This window comes from Moorena sp. SIOASIH (genome assembly GCF_010671925.1).
Classification (GTDB): Bacteria; Cyanobacteriota; Cyanobacteriia; order Cyanobacteriales; family Coleofasciculaceae; genus Moorena.
This window is the reverse complement of record NZ_JAAHIH010000002.1, coordinates 694,196-716,990: the sequence shown is the minus strand read 5'-3', so window position 1 is coordinate 716,990 and position 22,795 is coordinate 694,196. Positions and strand designations below refer to the sequence as shown.

At 45.1% G+C, this 22,795-nt stretch carries 15 protein-coding genes and 18 tRNA genes; 10 read left to right on the top strand and 23 right to left on the bottom strand.

Going from position 1 to position 22,795, the window contains the following annotated elements; all coding sequences use genetic code 11:
• Positions 1-109 precede the first annotated feature (109 nt).
• Complete coding sequence (locus F6J90_RS10940) at positions 110-1,120, top strand: GAF domain-containing protein (RefSeq protein ID WP_293092876.1); 1,011 nt, start codon at positions 110-112, stop codon at positions 1,118-1,120.
• A gap of 110 nt (positions 1,121-1,230) precedes the next feature.
• Here F6J90_RS10940 and F6J90_RS10935 read toward each other — a convergent pair whose 3' ends face one another.
• From F6J90_RS10935 to F6J90_RS10920, 4 genes are all read right to left on the bottom strand, one after another.
• On the bottom strand, positions 1,231-1,539 hold the full coding sequence (locus F6J90_RS10935) for a hypothetical protein (RefSeq protein WP_293092874.1): 309 nt from the start codon (positions 1,537-1,539) through the stop codon (positions 1,231-1,233).
• 341 nt (positions 1,540-1,880) lie between these two features.
• Positions 1,881-2,054 (bottom strand): hypothetical protein, encoded by a 174-nt coding sequence (locus F6J90_RS10930; protein WP_293092872.1) that lies wholly within the window; start codon positions 2,052-2,054, stop codon positions 1,881-1,883.
• Between the two features lie 97 nt (positions 2,055-2,151).
• A tRNA-Lys gene (locus F6J90_RS10925) sits at positions 2,152-2,223 on the bottom strand.
• An 8-nt stretch (positions 2,224-2,231) separates the two neighbouring features.
• Positions 2,232-2,304: transfer RNA gene (locus tag F6J90_RS10920), tRNA-Lys, on the bottom strand.
• 344 nt (positions 2,305-2,648) lie between these two features.
• Between F6J90_RS10920 and F6J90_RS10915 the strand changes: the two genes are divergently transcribed.
• The gene (locus tag F6J90_RS10915) at positions 2,649-2,795 is read left to right on the top strand and encodes a hypothetical protein (protein WP_293092870.1); all 147 of its coding nucleotides are present in this window, start codon (positions 2,649-2,651) and stop codon (positions 2,793-2,795) included.
• On the opposite strand, the gene F6J90_RS10910 is transcribed toward F6J90_RS10915, so the two are convergent.
• The 19 genes from F6J90_RS10910 to F6J90_RS10820 form a co-directional block, all read right to left on the bottom strand.
• A tRNA-Ser gene (locus tag F6J90_RS10910) sits at positions 2,795-2,883 on the bottom strand. The two genes, F6J90_RS10915 and F6J90_RS10910, sit on opposite strands and share 1 nt — an antisense overlap.
• A 4-nt stretch (positions 2,884-2,887) precedes the next feature.
• A tRNA-His gene (locus tag F6J90_RS10905) sits at positions 2,888-2,961 on the bottom strand.
• Positions 2,962-3,125: 164 nt separating this feature from the next.
• Positions 3,126-3,602 carry an NADAR family protein gene (locus F6J90_RS10900; protein ID WP_293092868.1) on the bottom strand — a complete coding sequence of 159 codons (477 nt, stop codon included), beginning with the start codon at positions 3,600-3,602 and terminating at the stop codon, positions 3,126-3,128.
• Positions 3,603-4,089: 487 nt separating this feature from the next.
• Positions 4,090-4,159: transfer RNA gene (locus F6J90_RS10895), tRNA-Gln, on the bottom strand.
• Positions 4,160-4,213: 54 nt separating this feature from the next.
• Positions 4,214-4,849: a hypothetical protein gene (locus F6J90_RS10890; RefSeq protein ID WP_293092866.1), complete on the bottom strand. Its 636-nt coding sequence runs from the start codon at positions 4,847-4,849 to the stop codon at positions 4,214-4,216.
• A gap of 342 nt (positions 4,850-5,191) precedes the next feature.
• Positions 5,192-5,268, bottom strand: a tRNA-Met gene (locus F6J90_RS10885).
• A 2-nt stretch (positions 5,269-5,270) separates the two neighbouring features.
• Positions 5,271-5,344: transfer RNA gene (locus F6J90_RS10880), tRNA-Leu, on the bottom strand.
• A gap of 334 nt (positions 5,345-5,678) precedes the next feature.
• Positions 5,679-5,867 (bottom strand): hypothetical protein, encoded by a 189-nt coding sequence (locus F6J90_RS10875; protein WP_293092864.1) that lies wholly within the window; start codon positions 5,865-5,867, stop codon positions 5,679-5,681.
• 62 nt (positions 5,868-5,929) lie between these two features.
• Positions 5,930-6,003 (bottom strand) — tRNA-Pro (locus F6J90_RS10870).
• Between the two features lie 4 nt (positions 6,004-6,007).
• A tRNA-Leu gene (locus F6J90_RS10865) sits at positions 6,008-6,081 on the bottom strand.
• Positions 6,082-6,185: 104 nt separating this feature from the next.
• A tRNA-Leu gene (locus F6J90_RS10860) sits at positions 6,186-6,260 on the bottom strand.
• 207 nt (positions 6,261-6,467) lie between these two features.
• A tRNA-Gln gene (locus F6J90_RS10855) sits at positions 6,468-6,540 on the bottom strand.
• A 117-nt stretch (positions 6,541-6,657) separates the two neighbouring features.
• Positions 6,658-6,730: transfer RNA gene (locus F6J90_RS10850), tRNA-Gln, on the bottom strand.
• Positions 6,731-6,758: 28 nt separating this feature from the next.
• Positions 6,759-6,832 (bottom strand) — tRNA-Phe (locus F6J90_RS10845).
• A gap of 31 nt (positions 6,833-6,863) precedes the next feature.
• Positions 6,864-6,936, bottom strand: a tRNA-Asn gene (locus tag F6J90_RS10840).
• A gap of 4 nt (positions 6,937-6,940) precedes the next feature.
• Positions 6,941-7,015, bottom strand: a tRNA-Glu gene (locus tag F6J90_RS10835).
• A 4-nt stretch (positions 7,016-7,019) separates the two neighbouring features.
• Positions 7,020-7,090, bottom strand: a tRNA-Trp gene (locus F6J90_RS10830).
• 4 nt (positions 7,091-7,094) lie between these two features.
• Positions 7,095-7,166, bottom strand: a tRNA-Ile gene (locus F6J90_RS10825).
• A gap of 70 nt (positions 7,167-7,236) precedes the next feature.
• Positions 7,237-7,310: transfer RNA gene (locus tag F6J90_RS10820), tRNA-Asp, on the bottom strand.
• A 559-nt stretch (positions 7,311-7,869) separates the two neighbouring features.
• Between F6J90_RS10820 and F6J90_RS10815 the strand changes: the two genes are divergently transcribed.
• From F6J90_RS10815 to F6J90_RS10780, 8 genes are all read left to right on the top strand, one after another.
• A complete protein-coding gene (locus F6J90_RS10815) occupies positions 7,870-8,691 on the top strand; it encodes an urease accessory protein UreF (RefSeq protein WP_293094819.1) in 822 nt (273 codons plus the stop codon).
• A gap of 1,058 nt (positions 8,692-9,749) precedes the next feature.
• Positions 9,750-10,991: a response regulator gene (locus tag F6J90_RS10810; RefSeq protein WP_293092862.1), complete on the top strand. Its 1,242-nt coding sequence runs from the start codon at positions 9,750-9,752 to the stop codon at positions 10,989-10,991.
• A 315-nt stretch (positions 10,992-11,306) separates the two neighbouring features.
• On the top strand, positions 11,307-11,678 hold the full coding sequence (locus F6J90_RS10805; RefSeq protein WP_293092860.1) for a response regulator: 372 nt from the start codon (positions 11,307-11,309) through the stop codon (positions 11,676-11,678).
• A gap of 10 nt (positions 11,679-11,688) precedes the next feature.
• Entirely contained in the window at positions 11,689-12,234 is a 546-nt protein-coding gene (locus F6J90_RS10800) for a chemotaxis protein CheW (RefSeq protein WP_293092858.1), read from the top strand.
• On the top strand, positions 12,176-17,515 hold the full coding sequence (locus F6J90_RS10795; RefSeq protein ID WP_293092856.1) for a GAF domain-containing protein: 5,340 nt from the start codon (positions 12,176-12,178) through the stop codon (positions 17,513-17,515). The genes F6J90_RS10800 and F6J90_RS10795 overlap by 59 nt, the downstream gene beginning before the upstream one ends.
• Positions 17,516-17,759: 244 nt before the next feature.
• Positions 17,760-17,924 (top strand): hypothetical protein, encoded by a 165-nt coding sequence (locus F6J90_RS10790; protein ID WP_293092854.1) that lies wholly within the window; start codon positions 17,760-17,762, stop codon positions 17,922-17,924.
• Positions 17,925-17,963: 39 nt separating this feature from the next.
• Positions 17,964-21,857: a response regulator gene (locus tag F6J90_RS10785; RefSeq protein ID WP_293092852.1), complete on the top strand. Its 3,894-nt coding sequence runs from the start codon at positions 17,964-17,966 to the stop codon at positions 21,855-21,857.
• 429 nt (positions 21,858-22,286) lie between these two features.
• Positions 22,287-22,739: a chemotaxis protein CheW gene (locus F6J90_RS10780; protein WP_293092850.1), complete on the top strand. Its 453-nt coding sequence runs from the start codon at positions 22,287-22,289 to the stop codon at positions 22,737-22,739.
• Positions 22,740-22,795 lie beyond the last annotated feature (56 nt).

Here is a 22,795-nt window from a genome sequence, read left to right as displayed (position 1 = left end):
TCCCCCAAGCCCTCCTGATCCCATAGGTAAATTAAACGTCAGAAACGCAACTTGCTATAAGCCTGTAGACTAATGTGGGATTGGCGCAGGCTGATTGATGGAGGTAAATATGAGTGATCTGAAGAAATCTAAACAACAGCTGATTCAGGAACTGAAAGCACTGCGCCGACAAGTTGATCAACTTAAAGCTACACGAATCGTCTTCAGTGCTCAACATCAGCTCTTTAAAACCTATGCCACCATAATGCAAACGGCCTCTGGCTCCCTGATGCTGAGAGCTTTGTTACAACATATACTCGACATTGCTGGTCGGCTCACTAAGGCAGAGGAGAGTAGCCTGTTTTTACTCAATGCTGATGGTGTGGTCACTGAGAGTATTCTAGCTCGCGGTGCAACCCCCCAACGATATAAGAAGCAGATCATTGGTCAGGTTCTAGACCAAGGTTTAGCTGGTTGGGTTAGCCGCCATCGGGAAGTTGGGCTGATCAAGGACACTATCGATGATGACCGCTGGCTTACCTTACCTGGTCAGCCCTATCAAGTACGCTCAGTATTAGCTGTACCTATTCTCAGGGGCAAGAGGTTATTAGGTATTATCACCCTAATGCATTCCCAGCCAGGACACTTTGGTGCTAAATCTGCCCGTTTAATGGAAATGACTGCTGAGTCCATGGCTTTGATCATAGAGAATGCTCAACTCCACAGTCAACAACAACACCTAGGGCAACAGTCTCCTCAGAACTATAAAGTTTTATCCCCAACCAATAAGCTCACTGAGAGTTCAGATAATTTCTCTTCCCTGGGAATTTACATAATTTATAGTAAAGGCAATTTTCTATATGTTAATCCCAAAATGGCGGAAATTTTTGGCTATTCCTTTGGTGAACTTATTTCTATGCAATCCTTACTACAAGTGGTGGCAGAAGACAAGCGTAAATTTGTGGATGAGCGAATAACTCATTGTCTTCAGGGTCAGGGTAAAAATCTCTACTTTACCTTTCCTGGTCAGTGTAAAGATGGGAGCATGATTAATGTAGAAATTTATGGTTCTCGAACTAAATTATACGGTAAGTTAGTAATCATTGGAGCTTTGCGAAGACTTAATAATTTAAGGGTTTAGGCTCTATTTTATCAGCTATATTGTGTTGGATATACTGATACTATTGCCGTGAGTTATAATCACCGCCAGGTTTTAAAAATTAGGTTTTATAAAAATTATTGATAGTGTGTCTAATTCTTCGATATTTTACGGCTGATTCGCTTAATATTTCTGGAACGGCTAGCAATGGTTGCTGTACCTTTACCGATTTGTACAAATACTTTGCCAGAGAAAAGATTACTCAGGGCTGGGCGTTGGTAAACTACAAAATCATCTAGCTTTGAGGTTTCCTCAAACCCCATCTCGCTCAGAGCATCCTGGAGAGCAGCGGTAAAAACTTTCTTACTCTTGAATTCTAGGGATACTGTAACGGTTCGATTGAAGTAGGTACCTAATAAACCACCGATTAAGCCAAAAATTACACCGACACTATAGGGCATCCCTGTCACCAGACTTAGCCTCAAAACTTGCGATGAAAAGACAGTGGTAATTAGGGTTGTGCAGGTGAAGTAGTACAAAAATGTTATTAATAAACCGGGACCAAGCTGCATAGAAATTTATTTTGATGTTATAACTATACATTTGCCATTAGTTTAAGACATTTTTAATCTGTTTCAACAGGTGCGACCCGTGATGGCGAGCAATCCCTCGCCATCACGGAAAGCGCACCTTTGTTTTTTCCAAAGCGCGTTCGCTTTTAGCGGAAGCTTTGCTTCATCGCGCTCTGCTGATCATTTCCATCTTCCCAGAGACCTAAAGGGTGCATCGTTTTGTTTTAAATCTATAACTGTTGGGGCGGGGGCGCGGGGAGGGTGGGGAGATGGGGAGATGGGGAGATGGGAAGATGGGGTAGTTCCAGGAGTAACATACCTTCGTCTAGCTGATCAACTGCTTCACAGGAGTTGATCAGGTTAGCGATCGCGTGTAAATCCCTTTCACCTGTGTAGGGGCCCATGGTCAATGGTCCGGCTAAAAGCTTATAGTTAAATAGCTGTTTGTCAAAGATACTGATTCTGCGGTTTAAATGGGTCAATTATTGGGTGAATTATAAATGGGCGGTATAGGAGTCGAACCTATCTACTACCGATTAAAAGTCGGTTGCACAGCCGCTATGCCAACCACCCAGATTCTATGGGAATGACAGGAATCGAACCTGCAACAATTCGGTTAAGAGCCGATTGCTCTGCCAATTGAGCTACATTCCCATCACAAAAGGAAAACCCCTCTGGGTCGAGTTGAACGACCACACCTAACATTAGGAGTGTCAGTGCCAGTTCCGCGCTTCAGAGGGAAATCCACCAGGGAGGTACTGCCCCTCCTACCACTGCGTTATCGAAGGAGAGAGTTTGAGAGGGAAAAGAATACCCCGTCGAATTAGGTCTTGAAGTTACCGTAAGAATAGTGGAGCCTTTCTGGTTGGTCGGCTATGAGAAAAGGGGTTAAAACTTTATTATTAAGGCTCCACTATTCTAAGGTTTCGTCTCCGGGGATGAATTTTCCCAGTGTGGTGTTAATATAAGAAATAAGGGTCTCAAAAAAAAACTGGGTATTGACCCTACCAGCTACCTCCGGTGCGGGGGAAAGTTACGCCCTAGGAGATAACAGCCAATTAGGTTGTGCCTGGGAATCCCCATTCCTGCGACGGATGGGGAAGTTCAACAGCACAGTGCCTCGCTTTTCGGCTTCTGGTGGCTAGAGGAAGATGGAGGGATCGAACCCCTACAACATCGCTGCTGTACCACGGTTTTCGAGACCGATTGCCGTCCACTCGGCGGCATCTTCCTTAAGGGTGTCTGACGGGACTTGAACCCGTTATGACTGGTTCCACAAACCAGCGCCGCGACCACTTTGGCTTCAGACACCAGGTTGTTTAAAACAATACAAATTCCTAATTATTTAGTCCTAATTACAGCGTTTTTCATAATGATGAGGTATACAGGTTTTTTTCCCTGTTACCTGTTCCCTGTTACCTGTTCCCTGCTCCCTGCTCCCTGCTCCCTTTTTCTATAAATCCTCTGTTCACAACTCAAATAAAAATGCTATCGTTAACATCAACTTGCTTGTCACGCAATATTGCCCTGACTGTCATTAAAATCTCTCCTAGTTTGTTTTTACCACTACCATCAGCACCACAACCCCAGTAATAATCTATGGGTGAATTCTCAACAATTAGCTGATCACCTGTAGCAAGTAGTAACTGACGAAGATCACCATGGGTTTCAAATTTTCGTAACACTCCTCGCTGCATAATCTCATCTTTGACTTTTTCCCAATCATCACGAAGGGGATGAGAGCGAACGCGTCCCATTTTTGCTGCTTCCTTTGGTGTTTTTGCGTTACGGATTTTGTCATACCAAGAGGAATCAGTAGTCACAAATTTTTGGGCTTGGAAGAAATGCTCACTAGTAGCCCACCACAATTCATTTAGCTCAAAGCCATGTCGGGAGAAGTTGGAAAAACAACCATAGGGTTTTTGGCGAGTACCGTAAAAATAAATTGTCATATAGTATTTTTATTTGAATTGTGAATATACTCCTTTAAGGAAAGGCAAGAGGCAAGAGGCAAGAGGCAAGAGGCAAGAGGCAAGAGACAAAATTTAATCAAGTATAGAAAGATTTTGGGTAATATAAAAAACGATATTTTTTTTTATAATTGATTTATTATTGCTATAATCGTTGCTGACTAATGATACTAGCAAATTTGCGTTGCTGAATTAAGGAATGATATCAAGTATAGTTGGGTTAGTTCCCGATTCCCGATTCCCGATTCCCGATTCCCGATTCCCGATTCCCGATTGATACCCATTGTTTAAAAAGGTGAGAATGCTGACCACTCAGCCAGGTGGAAACCTCAAGGTTTTATGGAACCTACAACCATAGTCCCTGGATTTTATCGATGGTTGATCTTTATGGTTTGAAGGTTGATAAGCTAAGGTTTGATGATTGAGGTTTAAGGGTTAACCGTTAACCTTTGACCTTTAAATTTATCCGAAGATGGAGTCGGATTTGAACCAACACTTCATGAACCAAAATCATGTGCCCTACCATGAGCTATCCATCTTACTTAAAAACCATAAATTTAGAGATTTTCGAGTGACCAGCACCTATCACCATTTTAATCGGGAATTTCGATCATTGTCCTGGCATTGCTGATCGAGAGTACTCGATCAACTGTTGACTTGAACTGTTCAATAAAGGTCTGTCGTTTCTCAAGTTCTTCAGCCAGGTTAGTGGGATCCAGTAGTTCAACCCCTTCTCTAGCTAGAAAGCTATCTGACAAGGATTGATACTTCTGTGAACCAACGGATGCATTCTGTCCCAACACTTCCAGAGCTAGTTTATCAAGTCTTTCTTTGACTCGTGCTTGTGCCATCTTATAGTGATTCAGGGTTTTAGTATATGCTGACTGCATAGTACCGATAACTGCTTCATAATACCTGATAAACATCTTCATCTCAATCGCTTCTGCCACAGTCATCTCTTGGTCAGCAATCGTAACCATTGTAGAAGCATTGGATAAGACAATTACTCTCTTGATCGTCCGTCGTCTGGAAATCAGGGCATCCACTTTTTGCAAAGCTGCTTTAGCTTTTATCTCATAATCTTCTCGTGATTTGAAGCCTGTTGGCACTTGACCGACTTCAACCACAGAAATTAAAGTGTTGTTGTCCAAAGCTGCTCTGGCTGAGTCAATCCGCTTTTGCAGCAAGGTTAACTCTGCTAGAGCATCTGTGACAGTCATAGTTGTCATTTTACCCTCCTTATCTCTTCATTTATATCTCCTAGCTAATCACTTGTAAACCATGCTGTTAGTTAACTGATCAAGTAGTTTTATTTTATAGGTAAACATAGTATTGATATAAAAAGGGAACAGGGAACAGGGAACAGGGAACAGGGAACAGTGGGAAAGAGTGATGAAGATTTTTCCTGTTATTCAAACCTAGCAATAGTAGTCATGATATACTTATAAAATTTAGAGTCATGTAAATCATTACTTGTTATTTTTAATTTGTTACTTTACAATTTAAAATTGACGAACTCCTTTCAATAATAAGTATTCAACCAGAGATGATATTACATCATGGCTGCAAATTGGTGGCAGGGGTGAGAATTGCACTCACTGATTTCCAGGTTATGGGCCTGGCGAGCCTACTGTTGCTCCATCCCTGCGATACCCCTGACTGGATTTGAACCAGTAACACCTAGGTTCTAAGCCTAGAGCCTCTGCCAATTGGGCTACAGGGGTTTGGATCCGAGGGGCAGGATTTGTGCCTATGACCAATTGACTGTTGGTCAACTGGACTAAACCAAACTGCGCCACATCTGGATAATTGGTACTCCCGACAGGATTTGAACAAAAATGAGCGACGCATTCCCCCACCACGAGAACGCAGGTGGGGTTCAAGGAGCGGCAAATTGTGATATAATTTATCTATCTTGAGCGGTACGGCAAAGGGCAGAACAAGATTCTGAGCAACCTGGAGGCACGACCTCTTAACGAAAGGAAAATCAAGCCTGTAAATCCTTTGTAGTCGGTTTATACACGTCAGACTCTAGGTAAAAGTTTCTAAACATAAGCCCTATAGCGGAAGCGATGCAGCGCGGTCTTGGGGGTTTCCCCCATGAGCGACTGCATCAAGACAACGACTTGGGGGAACAATCCAGCAAAAGTCCTGGTTGTTCGGCGAGAATGCCGCCTGTCGCGAGGGATAAGTGCCCTTGTAATCAAGACGGATACCCACACCTCGCTTAGCAGGTGGGGGAAGCATTCATCCTGCAAGACACTCGTTCTGGGGGAGTGATGTCTACCAATTCCATCACAGGGGTAAAGTCGGGGTGACAGGATTTGAACCTGCGACATCTTGCTCCCAAAGCAAGCGCGCTACCAAACTGCGCTACACCCCGTTAGTACTCCTGGTGGGAGTCGAACCCACAACTGACCGTTTTTAAAACGGTCGCCTCTGCCAATTGGGCTACAGGAGCATATTTGATACCAAGTTGCTATCAAAATTGATTTGAAAAGTTATTTGGGTTGAAGTTTACAACTGGTTAACCTTTAACTATGTTTAAACACAACTTGGTATTAGTACTCCTGGTGAGACTCGAACTCACACGTAGACTATTTTTGAGACAGCCGCCTCTACCAATTGGGCTACAGGAGCATATTTGATACCAAGTTGCTATTAAAAGTCATTTGGGTTGTTCGCGTAGCGTGGCCAATAGGCCAAGGTTGTTTGGTTAAAGGTTGAAGGTTGAAGGTTGTTTGGTTGAAGGTTGTTTGGTTGAAGGTTGTTTGGTTGAAGGTTGAAGCTTACAACCCCTTAACCTTCAACCCCTTAACCTTCAACCCCTTAACCTTAAACAATAGAATGCCGGAGTTGGACTCGAACCAACCTCTCCGTAATTCAAAGTCACGGCGACTTACCAATAGTCCATCCGGCATTGAGTACTTCCAATAGCAAGTGATAGCCCCCTAAGGTCGGCATTGAACCAACGACCTCTCGCTTTTCAGGCGAGCGCTCTACCCAACTGAGCTACCGGTTAACTTTCAACAATAGAATGCCGGAGTTGGACTCGAACCAACCTCTCCATGATTCAGAGTCACGGCGACTTGCCAATCGTCCATCCGGCATTGAGCACTTGCCATGGCAAGTGACAGCCCCCCAAGGTCGGCATCGAACCGACGACCTCTCGCTTTTCAGGCGAGCGCTCTACCCAACTGAGCTACCGGGGGATACAAAGGAGAAAGATGAAACCGCTCCTAACTGCCCTGGCAGGGATCGAACCCGCGACCATCGAGTTAACAGCTCGCTGCTCTTCCAACTGAGCTACAGGGCATTCATCGTGCCGACGGGGCTCGAACCCGCAATCACCTGCTTGAAAGGCAAGCGGCTTAACCAAATTTGCCTACGGCACGGGAGCGCGGAGACTGAGATTTGAACTCAGATCAACGGTTTTGGAGACCGTTATGTTGCCAGTTACACCATCTCCGTAGGTCGCAGCGGCGGGACTTGAACCCGCACCCACCTGGTTATGAGCCAGGTGCTCTACCGTTGAGCTACGCTGCTAGGTCACTAATTGGAGTCACTGATTGGAGCAGGATTTGCACCTGCAACCGATAAAAGCGACTGCAAAGAGCGAGGCTGACGGGAATCGAACCCGCGACTTCCTGTTCGACAGACAGGCGCTCTGACCGTCTGAGCTACAGCCCCAGGACTTGAGCAGTTTATCCGTTCGACTTTAGATAAATCTCTGGGTTTACTCTGTGGGGAATCAACCCAAGGGTCTATCCCCACTTGATGAGCAAACACGGTGATATCCAAACATGAATCAAAAGGTATGTTACATATTTAGTTGTCAAGGTTCTGTGTAAGCCTTTTGGATTCGAGCTTTTTGACTCTTTCCTCTGCGCTATGTTTATATACTACAAAAATACTACAAAGGGTGTCAAGGGTTTGGGCAAACTTTTTTTGGAAATTTTTAGGACTTATGTGGATAGCCCCAAAAAACCATATATGTAGTGTGTTTATATAAAAAAATACACTATATGTAGATTTAGGGGGTAAGTCCTAATTGCCAGAGGGGCAAGGAATGGTTTAACGGATGTAATGGATGACAGGATGGAGCAGATCTCGATCAGGAGAAACGTGTTACTCAGTTGTTCCTAGTCCCCCTTCCCCCTCTTCGGTCTCTTCTTCAATCCTGAAGGAGCGTGGGATTGGGATTCGGTATGATGTACAAGTGCAATTTGGCAATGAACAACAAGCAAGAATGCATTTAGATCCCCTAGTCCCTAATTCTTTGTTGAATCTTTTGCAACTGGCTAGTCCAGTACTACCAGTGGGTGCTTACGGCTATTCTGAGGGTTTGGAAACGTTAGTTGATATTGGTGTGATTCACAACCAGACTACTCTGCACCAGTGGCTAGAGCATCAACTGTGCTATGGAGCCATTCGATTAGAGGCTTATGTTATGGTGCGAGCTTACGAAAGTTATGGCAAAGGGGATTTAGATGGTTTGAACTACTGGAATGCTTGGGTAAGTGCTGCTAAGGAAACTTCTGAATTGCGATCGCAAAGTTGGCAGATGGGTAACTCGTTGATGCGGTTACTGCTGGATTTGCACCCACCCAGTGAAACCATTAGACTTCTTTCAGAAGAGGGAACAGCGGATCTCGGAACAGGGAACAGTGGACAAGAATTCACGCAAACAGTATCAGAAAACTACTTTGGCCAGAGGTCTTCTCAAGAAAATGTAATCTCTCTACAAGATGTAGCATCAGCTGTGGGTCAACCCTGTAATTATGCGATCGCGTTTGGGATTGGGGCTGCTCACTGGCAGATTGACATTACAGCCACAGTCTTAGGTTACTTACATAGCTGGGCATCTAATGTCATCGGTGCTGGGGTCAAATTGATTCCCCTTGGTCAAACCGTTGGTCAACAGCTACTGCTAGCACTCAACCATAGACTTACTCTGAGCACCGAAGATGTTTTAACTTTGGCGGATGAAAAATTAAGTAGTTGTGGCTGGGGATTAGCCCTGGCAAGTATGGCTCACGAAACTCAGTACACACGATTATTTCGCAGTTAATTCTTTTGAAAATAAATAATCCTTTGTAAGCATTCAGCACTCAGCGGTCACCGGTCAGCTTATTTTATTCAAAAGCTGTTGCCGTAGCGTGGCCATAGGCCAATGGCTGATAACTCAATGCTGATAGCTGATAGCACCTCAAGTAGCTTGCGTGGCACAGGCTTTGGCCTTGGCCTTTGGGCCACGCTACGCGAATGGCCACGCTGTGCGAACGACGCTGGGAGCTAGCGCATAGGCTGATAGCTGAATGCTTACAATCCTTTTTTTAAATAATTAATAAAGTTAGCTGGATTTTTTTGCTGATGTTACCGAGATATACCACATTTGCCTGTTATAAAAGTATAAGGTTTTTATTTGAGATGTAAACCTGTATGGTCTTTTTTTATTGTCCAATAAAACTCCGGAGCTCTCGCCCCTTTTGCCTTTTGCATCTTGCATGCATGCCTTTTTTGGCAAGAAGTGTGTTTACAACCTAGATAAATACGCTATATACTACGACAATTAGCGTATTTTAATAATTAGCCGGATTTTAATGCTGATATATAGTTATAATGAAGGCATTCAATATTTAGTTAAGTTTAGGGTAATTTTAGTTAAATAACCCTTCTTAATTAAGGTTAAATTAAACCAAGTAAGCTACTAATTTACCTTGAGTTCGAATAACCGAGTTTTGCTGATGGTTAGTGAAACTCGATCATGGTGCATCTCTACAACCCTGGATTGAATTGTCTGTTAACATTACGAGTTTGGTGCATTTCTACAAAACCAGGACTTACGCAAAACTGGGGGACAAACCCTATAATTTCTAACAAATATACAACTGGCGTAAGTTCTGAAAACTATACACAATATCAGGATTAACAATTATAGGTATTAGGTATCTAGGTATCTCGCTATCTAGGTATCTACGTATTAGGTAAAACCGGGGTACTTGACAACCTTCTTGCTAAGAGAGGCCTTAGCAAACTAGGATTGTTACTTGTTAAGTATTTATTGTTGTTAATTGTTAGTTAGTTACTAATTACTAGTGGGATTGCTATCTATCCATAGAGACACCAATGACGACTGACAAAGTATTGACTACCGACAAACTGGCACAACAGATTCAAGCTTGCGCAACGGAGCAATTGACTGGTCGGTTGGAGATTGAAGATCCCCAAGGTCAGCAGTGGAGTCTTTCTTTCCACTTGGGTCGTTTGACTGGGGGTGTTAGTAAGATCCATCCCATTCGCCGTTGGTGTCGGCAGTTGTCTATATACTGCCCAGAACTCTCAGCGGATCCTGTGTGTCAGGGGTCATCGGCTCAGCCGGTGTATTGGGATTACCCATCTCTAGCAGAACTAGTCAGACAGGGGAAAGTACCGCTAAAACAGATGAGCTCCGTTGTTGCTGGCAACTGTACGGAAATACTCTTCGATATCATCCAACGGCAGGAACAACTCCGCTGTGGTTCATCAGAGCAATTAACTTACAGGCAGATTCCTCAAGACACTATTGATTCAACCTCTGATTCAACTTTTGATTCAACGTTGGTAGTAATTCAAGCTTCACAGATAATGCAACAGGCAAGGCAGGCTTGGGAGCCTTGGCAACAGGCTGGTTTGGTAAATATTTCCCCTTCTTTGGCTCCGGTGATCTGGGATGCTGACAAATTGCGACAGCAGACCTCATTACTGGCCTACCACAACCTGACTACCTTAGTGGATGGCGATCGCACTTTGAGGGATTTAGCTCTCAAGTTGAAACAGAATCTTTTGGCTGTGACCCAATCAATCATGCCCTACATCCGAGTACAGGTGATCGGTCTGATCTCGGTTGGGGACTTCCGCTGTGATACTCACTTTACTGTTGCCACTAACCCTCAGGGAGAAACTGCCGGAAGGAAAGGAGGACCAGTTCAAACTCAACCAGCTAGTCCCTTGGTGGTTTATATCGAAGACAGCCAAATCGATCGGCTGACCATGAGTCAAATTCTTGCCAATGCTGGCTATCGATTTATCAATGTTCGAGACCCCATCAAAGCCTTGCCGACCTTGCTAAAGCACAAACCACAGCTGATCTTCTTGGATTTGGTCATGCCAGTTTTAAACGGCTATGAAGTCTGTGCACAAATTCGTCGGGTTTCGGTGTTTCAAGACACGCCAGTGATTATGGTCACCAGTAATGACGGAATTGTAGACCGAGTGCGGGCAAAGATAGTCGGTTCTACAGACTTTTTAGCAAAGCCTATTACTCGGTCAAAGGTATTGACAATTCTACAGAGCCATCTCGGGGTTAGTCGCAATATTATGTCCGGTTGAATACTTACTTTAATACTTAACTTATAGCGGTTCTCATAGTAATGAGGTACACATAATTTTTTCCCACGTCCGACTTCCCTCTCTTCCCTTCCTGGGAGGGGTTAGTTGTGGGTCCGAAGCTCCGAAGTACCTGCTCTCTAAAACCCAGTACGAAAGTACCTAAGCGAATTGATAAATGGTATATTTTAGTACTTATTAGTATTGGTTTTTTGTTAATGTAAAATCCAAAATGTAAACTTGATAAGTTATACTTGACAGGTTTACATTACCCAATTTAAATTAACATCATGACTACTTTTAGAGTAAGCAAATTTTATGACTACAGTCCTTTTGGTTGAAGATAGCTTGACGGAAAATGAGATGCTAAGTGGTTACCTCAGACAAGCTGGTCTCAAGGTAGTTAGTGTCACAAGTAGTGAGGATGCCCAGATCAAACTCCAGTACCAGAAACCAGATGTGGTGATTCTCGATGTGATTTTGCCAGGACAAAGCGGATTTGAACTTTGCCGGGAACTCAAGACTAATTCCAACACCCAAACCATCCCAGTTGTGATTTGCTCAACTAAAGGAACTGATGCCGACAAACTCTGGGGTTCGATGCTGGGAGCTGATGCCTATTTACCTAAACCGATAAACCAGCAAGAACTAAAACAAACAATTCAGCAATTGTTAGGTATTACCCATTAGGTATTAGGTAATGTTGAACTCCCTTGACCCAGTGGTAACACAAACCAATCTTGACCTACTCAACTTAGATCCACTCACCCCAGAAACCCGAGTGCGGTTGCTGCGTTTTCCTCTTGGCTTTGAGGATAGTATTCTGTTGCCCCTAGAGCAGATTACGGAAATTATCAGGGTGAATCTGCCGGAGGTTCTGCTGGTGCCGGAAATGCCCAGTTGCATTGTGGGCATTGGTAATTGGCGCGATGAAATGCTCTGGTTGGTAGACCTAAACCAGCTGGTTGGCTATCCACCGCTGTTGGAGCTTGGGCAAGTTTCGGTATCTCCTGTGGCCATAGTGGTTCAGGCCAATGACCAGTCTGTGGGTCTGGTGGTGTCCCAAGTCAATGATATTGAGTTACATGAATTGGAGCAACTCCAGCCAGCATCTCCTGGCTTATTTCCTCAATCGCTACTGCCTTTTCTGCTGGGGTATCTGCCTGGGGATGGCAGTACAGTCTTGGATGTCAAGGCTATTACTCAGTTTCCCCTATGGCAGACACATCAAGAAGGGCAGTCTTGAGGTTTTTCGACCAAATCAATGCCATCAAACCAATTATGACTGGTTGACAATCTCCTCACTAACTCTGCCCATTGAACAGTCGATTGGGAGGGTTACTACCGACTCGATTGTCTCTGAGATGCCATCATGGTCGGCAATTTTACCATTATCAGATGTTGAAAACAACGAAACTATAACTATGTCAAAACTTGATCAATCTAAGGAAATACTCACATCTTCGTCCCAACTCAATCAATCATCGAGTAATGGCAATGGCAAAGGGACACCTACCGGGTTGAAGCTCCACCTAGCCGTGGATATTGAGGAATACTGCAAGGGTGAGCGGCAGTGGTTATTCCACCTGGCCACCCAGATGCGCAAAGCACAAACTAGTGATGCCCTGTTGAGAACCACCGTGACTGAGGTTAGTCAGCGTTTACGGGTAGACCGAGCCTTGATTTTTCGCTTCCAGTCGGAGAATCGGGGTACCGTGCTAGTTGAGTCGATGGTGGGTGGCTATACTCCCAGCCAGGGGGAGTACCTGCCGGTGATGGCTTTTGGGGCAGAGAATCGGTCAGCCTATGAGCAACAGGAAGTTGTAGCCCTTAATGATATTAATGACCGGGCTGTTAGTCCGTTTCAACTCCAACTGCTGGAACGATTCCAGGTCAAAGCCAGCTTAAGTCTACCGATTTTGCTCGATGGGCAATTGTGGGGCTTACTAGTGGTACAGCAATGTTCTGGTTCTCGGGAATGGCAGGAAGCTGACATTAGTCTGCTCTACCAAGTTGTTACTGAACTTCGGCTGAATCTGATCCCAATGGAATCTTTTACCCGACGACGAGAGCAGGTGAAGCAAGAAAAGGTCTTGGCTCAAATCTTGGCCACAATTCCACCGTCAAATGTACCGGAGATTGCCCTGGGCAACATTTGTCAAGAACTACGCCTGTTTTTCAAGGCTGATCGGGTAGTGGTTTATCGCTTCAATCGAGACTGGAGTGGTGAATTTGTGGCTGAGTCAGTTGCAGAGGGTTGGGTGAGGCTGCTCGAAGACCAAAAGCAAAATCCTAACCTGACCTCAGCCGATTTATTCTCCTCTACACGCTGTACGGTCAAGCAAATCGGATCCGTTGCCAGCCCCAATACCGATACCTATTTAAAGCAGACACAAGGGGGCGGCTATTTCAAACGTCATCAAGTAGAGCAAGTTGACGACATCTATGGCGCTGGTTTTTCACAGTGCTACATTGAAACCTTAGAAAAATACCAGACCAAGGCTTATATCATAGCCCCAATCTTTGATGGTGAATACCTCTGGGGCTTATTCGCCGTTTACCAGAACTCTCGCCCTCGGCGTTGGCAAGATAGTGACGTCATGCTGCTGTCACTACTCAGTAACCGTCTCAGTAGTATTCTCAAGCAATTGGACATTGCAGCCCAGCTACAGGAGAAATCGGAGCAACTGGATATTGCGGTTCAGGGGGAAAAAATAGCAAATCGCTTGCTTGATAAGATACTTAAGAGTTCCGACATCAACAGTGTTTTTCAGACCGCTACTCAAGAAATCCGGCAGCAGCTGAAGTGCGATCGCGTCGCTGTCTATCGCTTCAATCGAGACTGGAGTGGTGAGTTTGTGGCTGAGGATGTGGGATCCGGTTGGATACCGTTAGTTGGACCGAGTATTAAAAAAGTCTGGCGCGATACCTATTTGGAGAACACCGAAGGCGGTCGGTATCGCCACAATGAAACCTTAGCCGTTGATGACATTTACTTGGTTGGTTACGATCAATGTCACATTGACCTGTTAGAGCAATTTCAGGCTAAAGCTTATGTGATTGTACCGATTCTGCAAGGGGAAACCCTCTGGGGTTTACTCGCAGCTTACCAGAACAATCGCCCTCGTCACTGGCAGAAAATGGAGGTGGGTATACTGGCTCAGATCGGCCGACAATTTGGGGTTGGCCTCCAGCAAACGGAGTATATTGAGCAACTGCGAGCAAAATCCAAGCAACTGCTATTGGCTTCAGACCTAGAAAAATCAGCCGTCAGAGTCATCAACAAAATCCGGCAATCTCGGCAACTGGATACCATTTTCAAGACCACAACCATAGAAATCCGTAAGCTACTGATGGCTGACCGGGTGGGTCTGTTTCGCTTTGACCCTGACTCCGGTTATAACGATGGAGAGTTGGTCTCTGAAGATGTCGCCAATGAGTACGATGCCATGCTGGGTAAGAAGATTCACGACCATTGCTTTAGTGAACAGTATTCCCAGCACTATCTTGAAGGGCAAGTACACACAGTTGCTGATATCTACAATGGGGACCTGAGTGATTGCTACATTGAGCTGCTAGCTCAGTTTCAAGTCCGGGCTAACCTGGTGGTGCCATTGTGTAAAGGCACTGAACTGTGGGGATTGTTGTGCATTCACCAATGCAGTAAGCCCCGTCAATGGCAGGAGTATGAGATTGATTTTGTCAAGCAGATTGCCCTACACTTTGAAGTTGCCCTACAACAAACAGAGTACCTGGCCCAACTAGAGGCAAAATCCACCCAGGTCGCTAAAACCGCACGGATCGAGCGAGGGGTAGTTAGAATCATCAACAAGATCGGTCAGTCTCGAAACCTCGATACCATTTTCAAGACAACCGCTATCGAAATTCGCAAGCTTCTTCAGGTTGACCGGGTGGGTGTATTTCGGTTTTACCCTAACTCTGGCTTTGATGATGGGGAATTGGTATCTGAGGATGTGGCATCAGGCTACGATGCCATGCTAGGAATCAAAGTTAACGACCACTGTTTTGGTGAACAGTATGCCCCTCACTACACTGAAGGACGAGTGCAAGCTGTTGCTGATGTCTACAATGCGGGTTTAAGCGATTGCCATATTGAGCTGCTGGCTCAGTTCCAAGTCCGGGCTAATCTAGTTGTCCCCCTACTTCAAGGACTTCAGTTGTGGGGATTGTTGTGCATTCACCAATGCAGTAAGCCCCGTCAATGGCAGGAGTATGAGATTGATTTTGCCAAGCAGATTGCCCTGCACTTTGGGGTAGCGCTACAGCAATTGAGCTACCTGGAGCAAGTGGAGACCAAATCCCACCAGCTTGCCCAAGCTGCTGTGCGGGAGCGAGTAGTCGCAAGCCTTAGCAACCATTTGTCCCAGTCTTTAGATGTTTACAGTATCTTCGAGAGCATCACCAAAGAGTTACGGCAAGTGTTGGCAGCTGACCGGGTAGTGATCTATCGCTTCAACTCCGACTGGAGTGGTGAGTTTGTGGCTGAATCAGTTGCCACTGGCTGGATTTCCTTGATCACTGAACAAGAAACAGACGACCGCCTGAAGGTGGATCTAACGGCTTCTGAACGCTGCACCGTTACAGCCATGAGTGTTAATTCTCGTCATCATGTTGATACCTACTTGCAAGACACCAAGGGTGGAGACTTCGCCCGAGGTGACCACTTCAAGAAAGTTGATGACATCTACACCATGGGTTTCGCTCCCTGCTACATCAACACTCTCGAAAAATTCCAAACCAAGGCATATCTGATTATGCCGATTTTTCAAGGTGAAAAGCTCTGGGGGCTGCTGGCGGCTTACCAAAATACAGAACCCCGTCAGTGGCAAGATACTGATGTCACCCTGATGGTCCAGATTAGTAATTCCTTGGGATTAGCCTTGCAGCGATCCCATTACCTAGATCAGGTGCGAGCCCAATCTACCCAACTCACCAAAGCGGCTCAAATCGCTCAGGGGGTAACCAAAATAGTCGGTAAGCTATTCCAGTCTCGGGATGCAAATACAATTTATCGTATCACTACCCAAGACGTCCGGCAGCTACTCAAATGCGATCGCGTAGCCCTCTATCAATTTAATCCTGATTGGACTGGGGAGTTTATGGCTGAGGCAGTCACAACCGGTTGGTTGCCATGGGTAGGAGCGGATATCCAAGCCTTCTGGCCCGATACTTATCTACAAGACACCCAGGGAGGTCGGTATCGCCATCGTGAAAGCTTGGCCGTTGATGACATTTACACCTTTGGTTATTCTGACGATTATCTGGAAACCTTGGAGCAATATGAGGTTAAGGCTTATATGCTGGCACCGATTCTGATCGAAGGAACCTTATCGGGTTTACTGGGTACCTACCAAAATACTGGTTCTCGTGACTGGCAAGAGTTTGAACTCAACGCCCTGGCTCAGATTGGGGTGCAAGTAGGGGCAGCCCTGCAACAGGCTGAGTATCTCGCACAAATCCAAGACCAGTCCCAGCAACTGACCAATGCCGCACAACGGGAGAAAGCCGACAAAGAAGCGGTACAGCGGGAGGTAATGCAGTTGCTGTCGGCGGTGCGGCCAGCTCTAGAAGGAGACCTCACCGTCCGAGCTCCGGTAACCAACAATGAAGTCGGTACGATTGCTGATGCCTACAACAACACCTTGCAAAGCCTGCGCCGGATTGTGACTCAAGTCCAGCAAGCCTCCAGGAAAGTTGCCCAAACTTCTCTTGACAGGGAATCAAACATTGCTTTGCTCACAGCCCAAGCCCAGCAACAATTTATGGCTCTTGGTCAAGCCAGAGAGCACATCCAGACCATGGTTAATTCTACAGAAGCTGTCGGTCAGAGTGCTCAACTCGTCGAAGTGGCAGTCCAAACCGCTAACCAAACCCTCCAACAAGGGGATGCAGCCATGAACCGTACCGTAGATGGAATTCTCGAAATCCGGGAGACAGTGGCAGAAACCAGCAAACGGCTCAAGCGCCTGAGCGAATCCTCCCAGAAAGTTTCGAGGGTAGTAAACCTGATTAGCAACTTTACTAATCAAACCCAATTGCTAGCCTTGAATGCAGCCATTGAAGCCACCAGGGCCGGTGAGTATGGACGGGGTTTTGTCGTTGTTGCCGATGAAGTGCGTTCTCTAGCCCGTCAGTCAGCGGAAGCCACCACTGAGATTGAGCAGTTGGTGCAAGAGATCCAGAAGAGTACTGCTGAGGTGTCTACAGCCATGGATAAAGGTATTCAACAGGTTGCCCAAGGAACTGCAATAGTACAAGATACCCGTCTAACTCTCAATGCCATTGTTGACGCCACCAGCCAAATCAGCCAGCTCGTAGAGGGTATTACCCAAGCCACCCAGGTACAGACCGAAGAGTTCCAATCCGTGACCACTACCATGACTGAGGTGGCAGGAATTGCCAACAAGACTTCTTCCGATGCCATGGAAATTTCTAAGTCTTTCCAAGAACTCCTAGCCATGGCGAAGAATCTTCAAGCCAGTGCTGACCAGTTTAAGGTTGATTAGTAATTTGCCTTGCTAAAATGCATTTAAAATGCGTTTTAGCAATGGCAAAAGGCAAAAGGCAAAAAGGGACTGGGATATATCTTTTTTATTTGATTTCAGGCTATATACATTTTAAATGCACAACAGCTTAATTAAAAATTGCAACTGTTAATTTAATAATAACCATTAGCAATTGGCTATTATTAAATTAATAATCACTAATGACACGAGCATTTTTTAGTCTAATCAGGTAGAGATAATTTTTTTGATTTTATCGCGATTCCCGATTCCCGATTCCCGATTCCCGATTCCCGATTCCCGATTCCCTACTCCCTACTCCCTACTCCCTACTCCCTACTCCCTACTCCCTACTCCCTACTCCCTACTCCCTACTCCCTACTCCCTACTCCCTACTCCCTACTCCCATTAACCTAGGACTTTGTATCTCACCCAATTGAGAACTCCTATAATGACTAATGACCCAAAAATTCGTGAGCAAAGCTATCGCTACTTTCTCCATGAAGCACCGGAACTGCTGCAAGTCTTGGAAAACGATTTGCTGAGTTTGTCAGAACACTATAGCATCAATAAAGTCAACAACTTGATGCGCACTACCCATACCCTTAAAGGCGCAGCAGCTAGCATTGGCTTGGAAACAATTGCCACTGTCGCTCACTCCTTGGAGGATGTTTTCAAAGCTCTGTTTAACCCCGACTTGTCCATTGATCCAGAAATTGAAGCCTTACTGTTTCAAGCTTATGAGTGTCTCCGCCTACCTCTAACCACTAAACTCACAGGGGGGCAAATCGATGACACCGAAGTCAAGAATCGAACTGCTGCTGTTGTTGCCCAACTCCAAGAGAAGCTGGGGGACTGTTTTGGTCTCGAATCCCATCTGCCCACCTCAGTAGAATTGGGCTTCGACGTCACCCAGTCCATTTTTGAAGTGGGGGTTAGCCAAGGGTTAGACTTAATCCAAGCTGCCCTAAATAGTAACAATCCCACTGAAATCAGCATCACAGTTCGCAACCAAGCAGACATTTTCTTGGGGTTAGGGGAATCCCTTAATTTACCAGGGTTTGCCGCTATTGCCAAAAATGCGATCGCAGCCCTAGACAACCATCCCGATCAGGTGGTCACCATTGCCAAGACGGCTTTGTGTGATTTCGTTGCAGCACAAACAGCGGTGCTAGAAGGGGATAGGACTCAAGGCGGTCAACCTTCTATGCTTCTGCAACAACTAGCTGACCTAAGGTGTTCAATTCCAAATTCACAATTGACAATTCAAAATGAATCTTCTGTCTTGGGCAACGGCAAAGAACAAAAAGAAGCTGATACACAATACATTGTGATAGATAACTGGTCTTCCCTGGATTCATTCATCGAGTCATTCCCCAATCCCAAGTTGAGTAATAGTGACCCAGAAAAAGACCTTAATCCGGTTGAGCCCAGAGTAGAAGAAGGAGAATGTTTTGTTAATAATTATGATGGTAACACTCAAGGTAAATTCTCCCATGATTATGAATTTATTAACAATATTATAGAACCAAAACTGATTCATTATTATTATCAAAAACAGCACAACGAAGACAATGAAGATAATAAAAACAATACGAAAAAAGAAGAAAGACAAGATAACCAAACAACATTATCTTCTTCTTCTTCATCTTCCTCTTCTTCCCCCCCTCCCCAATCCTCTCCTTCTTCCGTTATTCATCCAGAATCTAAAAGAAGGAAACAGTCCCACCTTGTGGAGATGATCTGGGGAGGGTCAACCCCACTAGATCACCAAACCTCTGATCAAAGTAAAGAGTTGCAGAGGTCAGACCTTCGAGATATAGATGTCTGGGATAGAGAGATAGCGTCCCCTGAGCAAGAAGTCGGCACAGAAAAAAATTTTGTTTTGCACAACATGGGGATGATTGATGCAGATAATGAAAAGAAAGAACAAGGACAAGATCCTGAAGTTATCACAGACGAGATCATACCCCCAATAGGCAACGCCAAAAATTCCCCTCTAAACTCTTCCCATCTCGCCATAACTCCCTCCAACCAACATCCCAGCACGCCATCATCTAGGGATCTATCTGGTACTGTGCGGATAAATATTGAGCATCTAGAATACCTGAATTACACAATTGGGGAATTACTAACCAACCAAAACCGCCAGTTGCTCGAAAATGAACAACTGCTGCGGGCAGTGCGAGTACTCCTTAATCGTATCGACCAACATCAGCAAGTGCTCGAGCAACTGCAAGATTGGTACGACCGCCTGTTTATTTTGACGCAACAAAAGCAGATTAGGAAAAGGTTGCAGCTTAGCAAGTTTAACGTTGAAGGTTTAAACAAAAACTTTGCTACCGACCCCAATCTTAGTTTTTCTTCCTACCCTTGGGCAGAAAAAACGTTGCAGGTTAGCAAGTTTAAAGTTGAAGGTTTTTTGGAAAACTTTGCTACCAACCCCAATCCTACTGCCAACCTTGGCCAAAAGGCCACCCTACGCTCTCAACCTCATAACCTTCAACCTCATAACCTTCAACCTCATAACCTTCAACCTCATAACCTTCAACCTCATAACCTTCAACCTCATAACCTTCAACCTCATAACCTTCAACCTCATAACCTTCTTGATACAGACTATTTCGATCACCTGGAACTAAAGCGTTATAGTACACCCGAGCTTCTGATTCAGTCAGTTGTAGAAGACGCTATACAATTAACAGAAGCTGCCCATGACATTGAGCTGTTCACCACCCAATCCAGTAAGACTCTCGAACAACAACGTCGGTTGTTAACCAACCATCGTGATGTCTTGATGGACGCCCGGATGTTGCCTTTAGGGGAAATATTTAGTCGTTTCCCCCCTGTCCTCAAGCAGTTGTCCGCCTCCCACCATAAGCTGGTTGAGCTGAAAATTTCTGGTAATGATGTTTTAGTGGATAAAGTTGTTGCCCAGAAGTTGTACGACCCCCTGCTGCATCTTGTGCGTAATGCTTTTGACCACGGGATTGAGACTCCTGCTGTACGGCAACAACAGGGCAAACCAGAAACAGGATTAATTGAAATCAGTGCTGGCCATCGGGGCAGACATTTGGTGATTGAAGTCTTTGATGACGGTCCAGGGTTGAATTTTGAACGGATTCGCCAACTAGCAGTAGAACGTGAACTGATTAACCTCGAACAGAGTAATAGTCTCAGTGAGGCTCAGCTGAGGAATTTGTTGTTTGAACCAGGCTTTTCCACTGTCTCTGGGGTGAATAACCTCTCTGGACGTGGTGTTGGTCTTGATATTGTCCTAAACCAGGTCAAAGCTCTGAGGGGTTCGGTAATGGTTGATTCTGCTCCCCACCAAGGCACCAGATTTAGACTACAAATTCCCCTGAGTTTAACCATAGATAAGTTACTCCTGTGTCAGGCTGGGAACCAAGTTTATGGTTTGATCACTGATCAAGTCTCCCAAATTATCATTCCTGAGGAACACCAGCTCCGAAGTTGGGAAGATGGTAAAATCCTTCACTTGGGAAAGGGCAGTGATCAGCAACTGGTTAAAGTCTACCAACTTGGGCAAGTCCTAGATTATTCCTCTGTGGCAAATCCATTCTCGGTAACCCATCCCCATCAACCTGTTGTTCCTCTTCAGACGATTAGACCAATCATTGTGATCCATTACCAAGATCAGCTTGTCGGTCTGGAAGTAGACCAACTGTTGGGAGACCAGGAGTTGGTGATTCGTCCTTTGGGCACAATGATTGTGCCACCCCCCTATGTCAATGGGGGCAGTATTCTAGCAGATGGTCGGTTGACACTGGTGCTGGATGGGACTGAATTGATCCAGTACCTGTCTGACCAACAGACCGATGCCAGTCAAAGGTTACAGGTTGGCACATTTAAGGTTGAAAGCTTAAACTCAGACGAAGCCACCGAACCGATGGAAACCCTTTCGCGAAAGCAGCTTCCACCTTCATTAGTTGAACCGTTCTGGGTCAGACATCAGCCAAAGGTACTTCTGGTAGATGACTCGATCACCCTGCGCCAAACTCTAGCCATGACCTTAGAAAAGAATGGCTATCACGTGTTTCAAGCCCAGGATGGTTATGAAGGTATTGAGCAACTACAGCATCAGACAGACATACAGTTGGTAATCTGTGATATTGAGATGCCTCGCATGAATGGGTTTGAGTTTCTCAAACACTGTCAGCTTGACCCAGCTTTGGTAGATATTCCTGTCGTGATCCTCACATCCCGCAGTAACGATAAACACCGCTTGATTGCTTCACAGTTAGGGGCCAAGGCTTATATCACTAAGCCCTATTTGGAACACAAATTGTTGACAACAGTAACCGATGTTGTTGAGCCCATTTAACCCTTAATAAGGGAGTAGGGAGTAGGGAGTAGGGAGTGGTGCGACCCGTGGCGAATTTAATTCTTAATGCGGAAAGCGCACGCCCTGGGAGTAGGGGTAAGAAAGACTATAGCTCATAAGTATTATCAAAGCTATAGCATTTTTATTTGGTTTGTAAACACAATTATTGCCAGGAAAGGCAAAAGGCAAGAGGCATGCATGCTAGAGTAATCCACCCCTAACTAATCCCAGGATGGGAAAGAGATCCGGAGTTTTATTTGACAATAAAAAAAACCCTAGGTTTACATCTCAAATACAAACGCTATCTATCCTGAAACTATTAATTTCTCATGATAAATGATTAGTTAAGTAAAACTAAATTTTTATTTACTTAAAATAATCAGCTATAAGCACTAAAAATTAAGCAATGATAACTATCAAATCAAGGCGATGGACGATTCAACACTAGAAAAATTCATGGTTTTTCAGATTGCTGATTATTCCCTATGTCTACCGATTAGGGATGTCCTGAAAGTGGTTAATTTTACCACTGAAATCAAAAGGGAGATGAAAACTATGGGATTAGTTCAGCTAGGCAAGCATACCATTAAGGTTTGGGATTTACATCAGCAGTTGGGTGATGGTAGTTTACCTCACCAAAGCCCTAACCAAAGGTTCTTAGTAATTATTCGTCCTAGGGACTCCGAACTCTGGGGAATTTTTGTGGATGATCTGCCCAATTTGGTGGAGTTACCCGAAGACATGATGCGACCTATCCCGAAGTCTTACCGTCAGGCCAGTGTTCTGGAGATGATATCTCATGCAGCTGTTATACCAAACGAAGCATCTACTCAGAAAATTTTTCTTTTGGATTTACAGCAAGTCGGTGCCTTGACCCCTTAACCCTCAACAGTTTTGACATCTCCCCCGGCTGAAGCACGGGGGATTCTCAAAGGTTG

Coding starts and splice junctions, on each gene's coding strand:
- F6J90_RS10780 (WP_293092850.1), top strand. CDS start 22,287: ATGGACGATTCAACACTAGAAAAATTCATGGTTTTTCAGATTGCTGAT.
- F6J90_RS10815 (WP_293094819.1), top strand. CDS start 7,870: ATGCATTTAGATCCCCTAGTCCCTAATTCTTTGTTGAATCTTTTGCAA.
- F6J90_RS10810 (WP_293092862.1), top strand. CDS start 9,750: ATGACGACTGACAAAGTATTGACTACCGACAAACTGGCACAACAGATT.
- F6J90_RS10900 (WP_293092868.1), bottom strand. CDS start 3,602: ATGACAATTTATTTTTACGGTACTCGCCAAAAACCCTATGGTTGTTTT.
- F6J90_RS10940 (WP_293092876.1), top strand. CDS start 110: ATGAGTGATCTGAAGAAATCTAAACAACAGCTGATTCAGGAACTGAAA.
- F6J90_RS10800 (WP_293092858.1), top strand. CDS start 11,689: ATGTTGAACTCCCTTGACCCAGTGGTAACACAAACCAATCTTGACCTA.
- F6J90_RS10935 (WP_293092874.1), bottom strand. CDS start 1,539: ATGCCCTATAGTGTCGGTGTAATTTTTGGCTTAATCGGTGGTTTATTA.
- F6J90_RS10875 (WP_293092864.1), bottom strand. CDS start 5,867: ATGCTTCCCCCACCTGCTAAGCGAGGTGTGGGTATCCGTCTTGATTAC.
- F6J90_RS10785 (WP_293092852.1), top strand. CDS start 17,964: ATGACTAATGACCCAAAAATTCGTGAGCAAAGCTATCGCTACTTTCTC.
- F6J90_RS10890 (WP_293092866.1), bottom strand. CDS start 4,849: ATGACAACTATGACTGTCACAGATGCTCTAGCAGAGTTAACCTTGCTG.
- F6J90_RS10805 (WP_293092860.1), top strand. CDS start 11,307: ATGACTACAGTCCTTTTGGTTGAAGATAGCTTGACGGAAAATGAGATG.
- F6J90_RS10930 (WP_293092872.1), bottom strand. CDS start 2,054: ATGGGCCCCTACACAGGTGAAAGGGATTTACACGCGATCGCTAACCTG.
- F6J90_RS10795 (WP_293092856.1), top strand. CDS start 12,176: ATGTCAAGGCTATTACTCAGTTTCCCCTATGGCAGACACATCAAGAAG.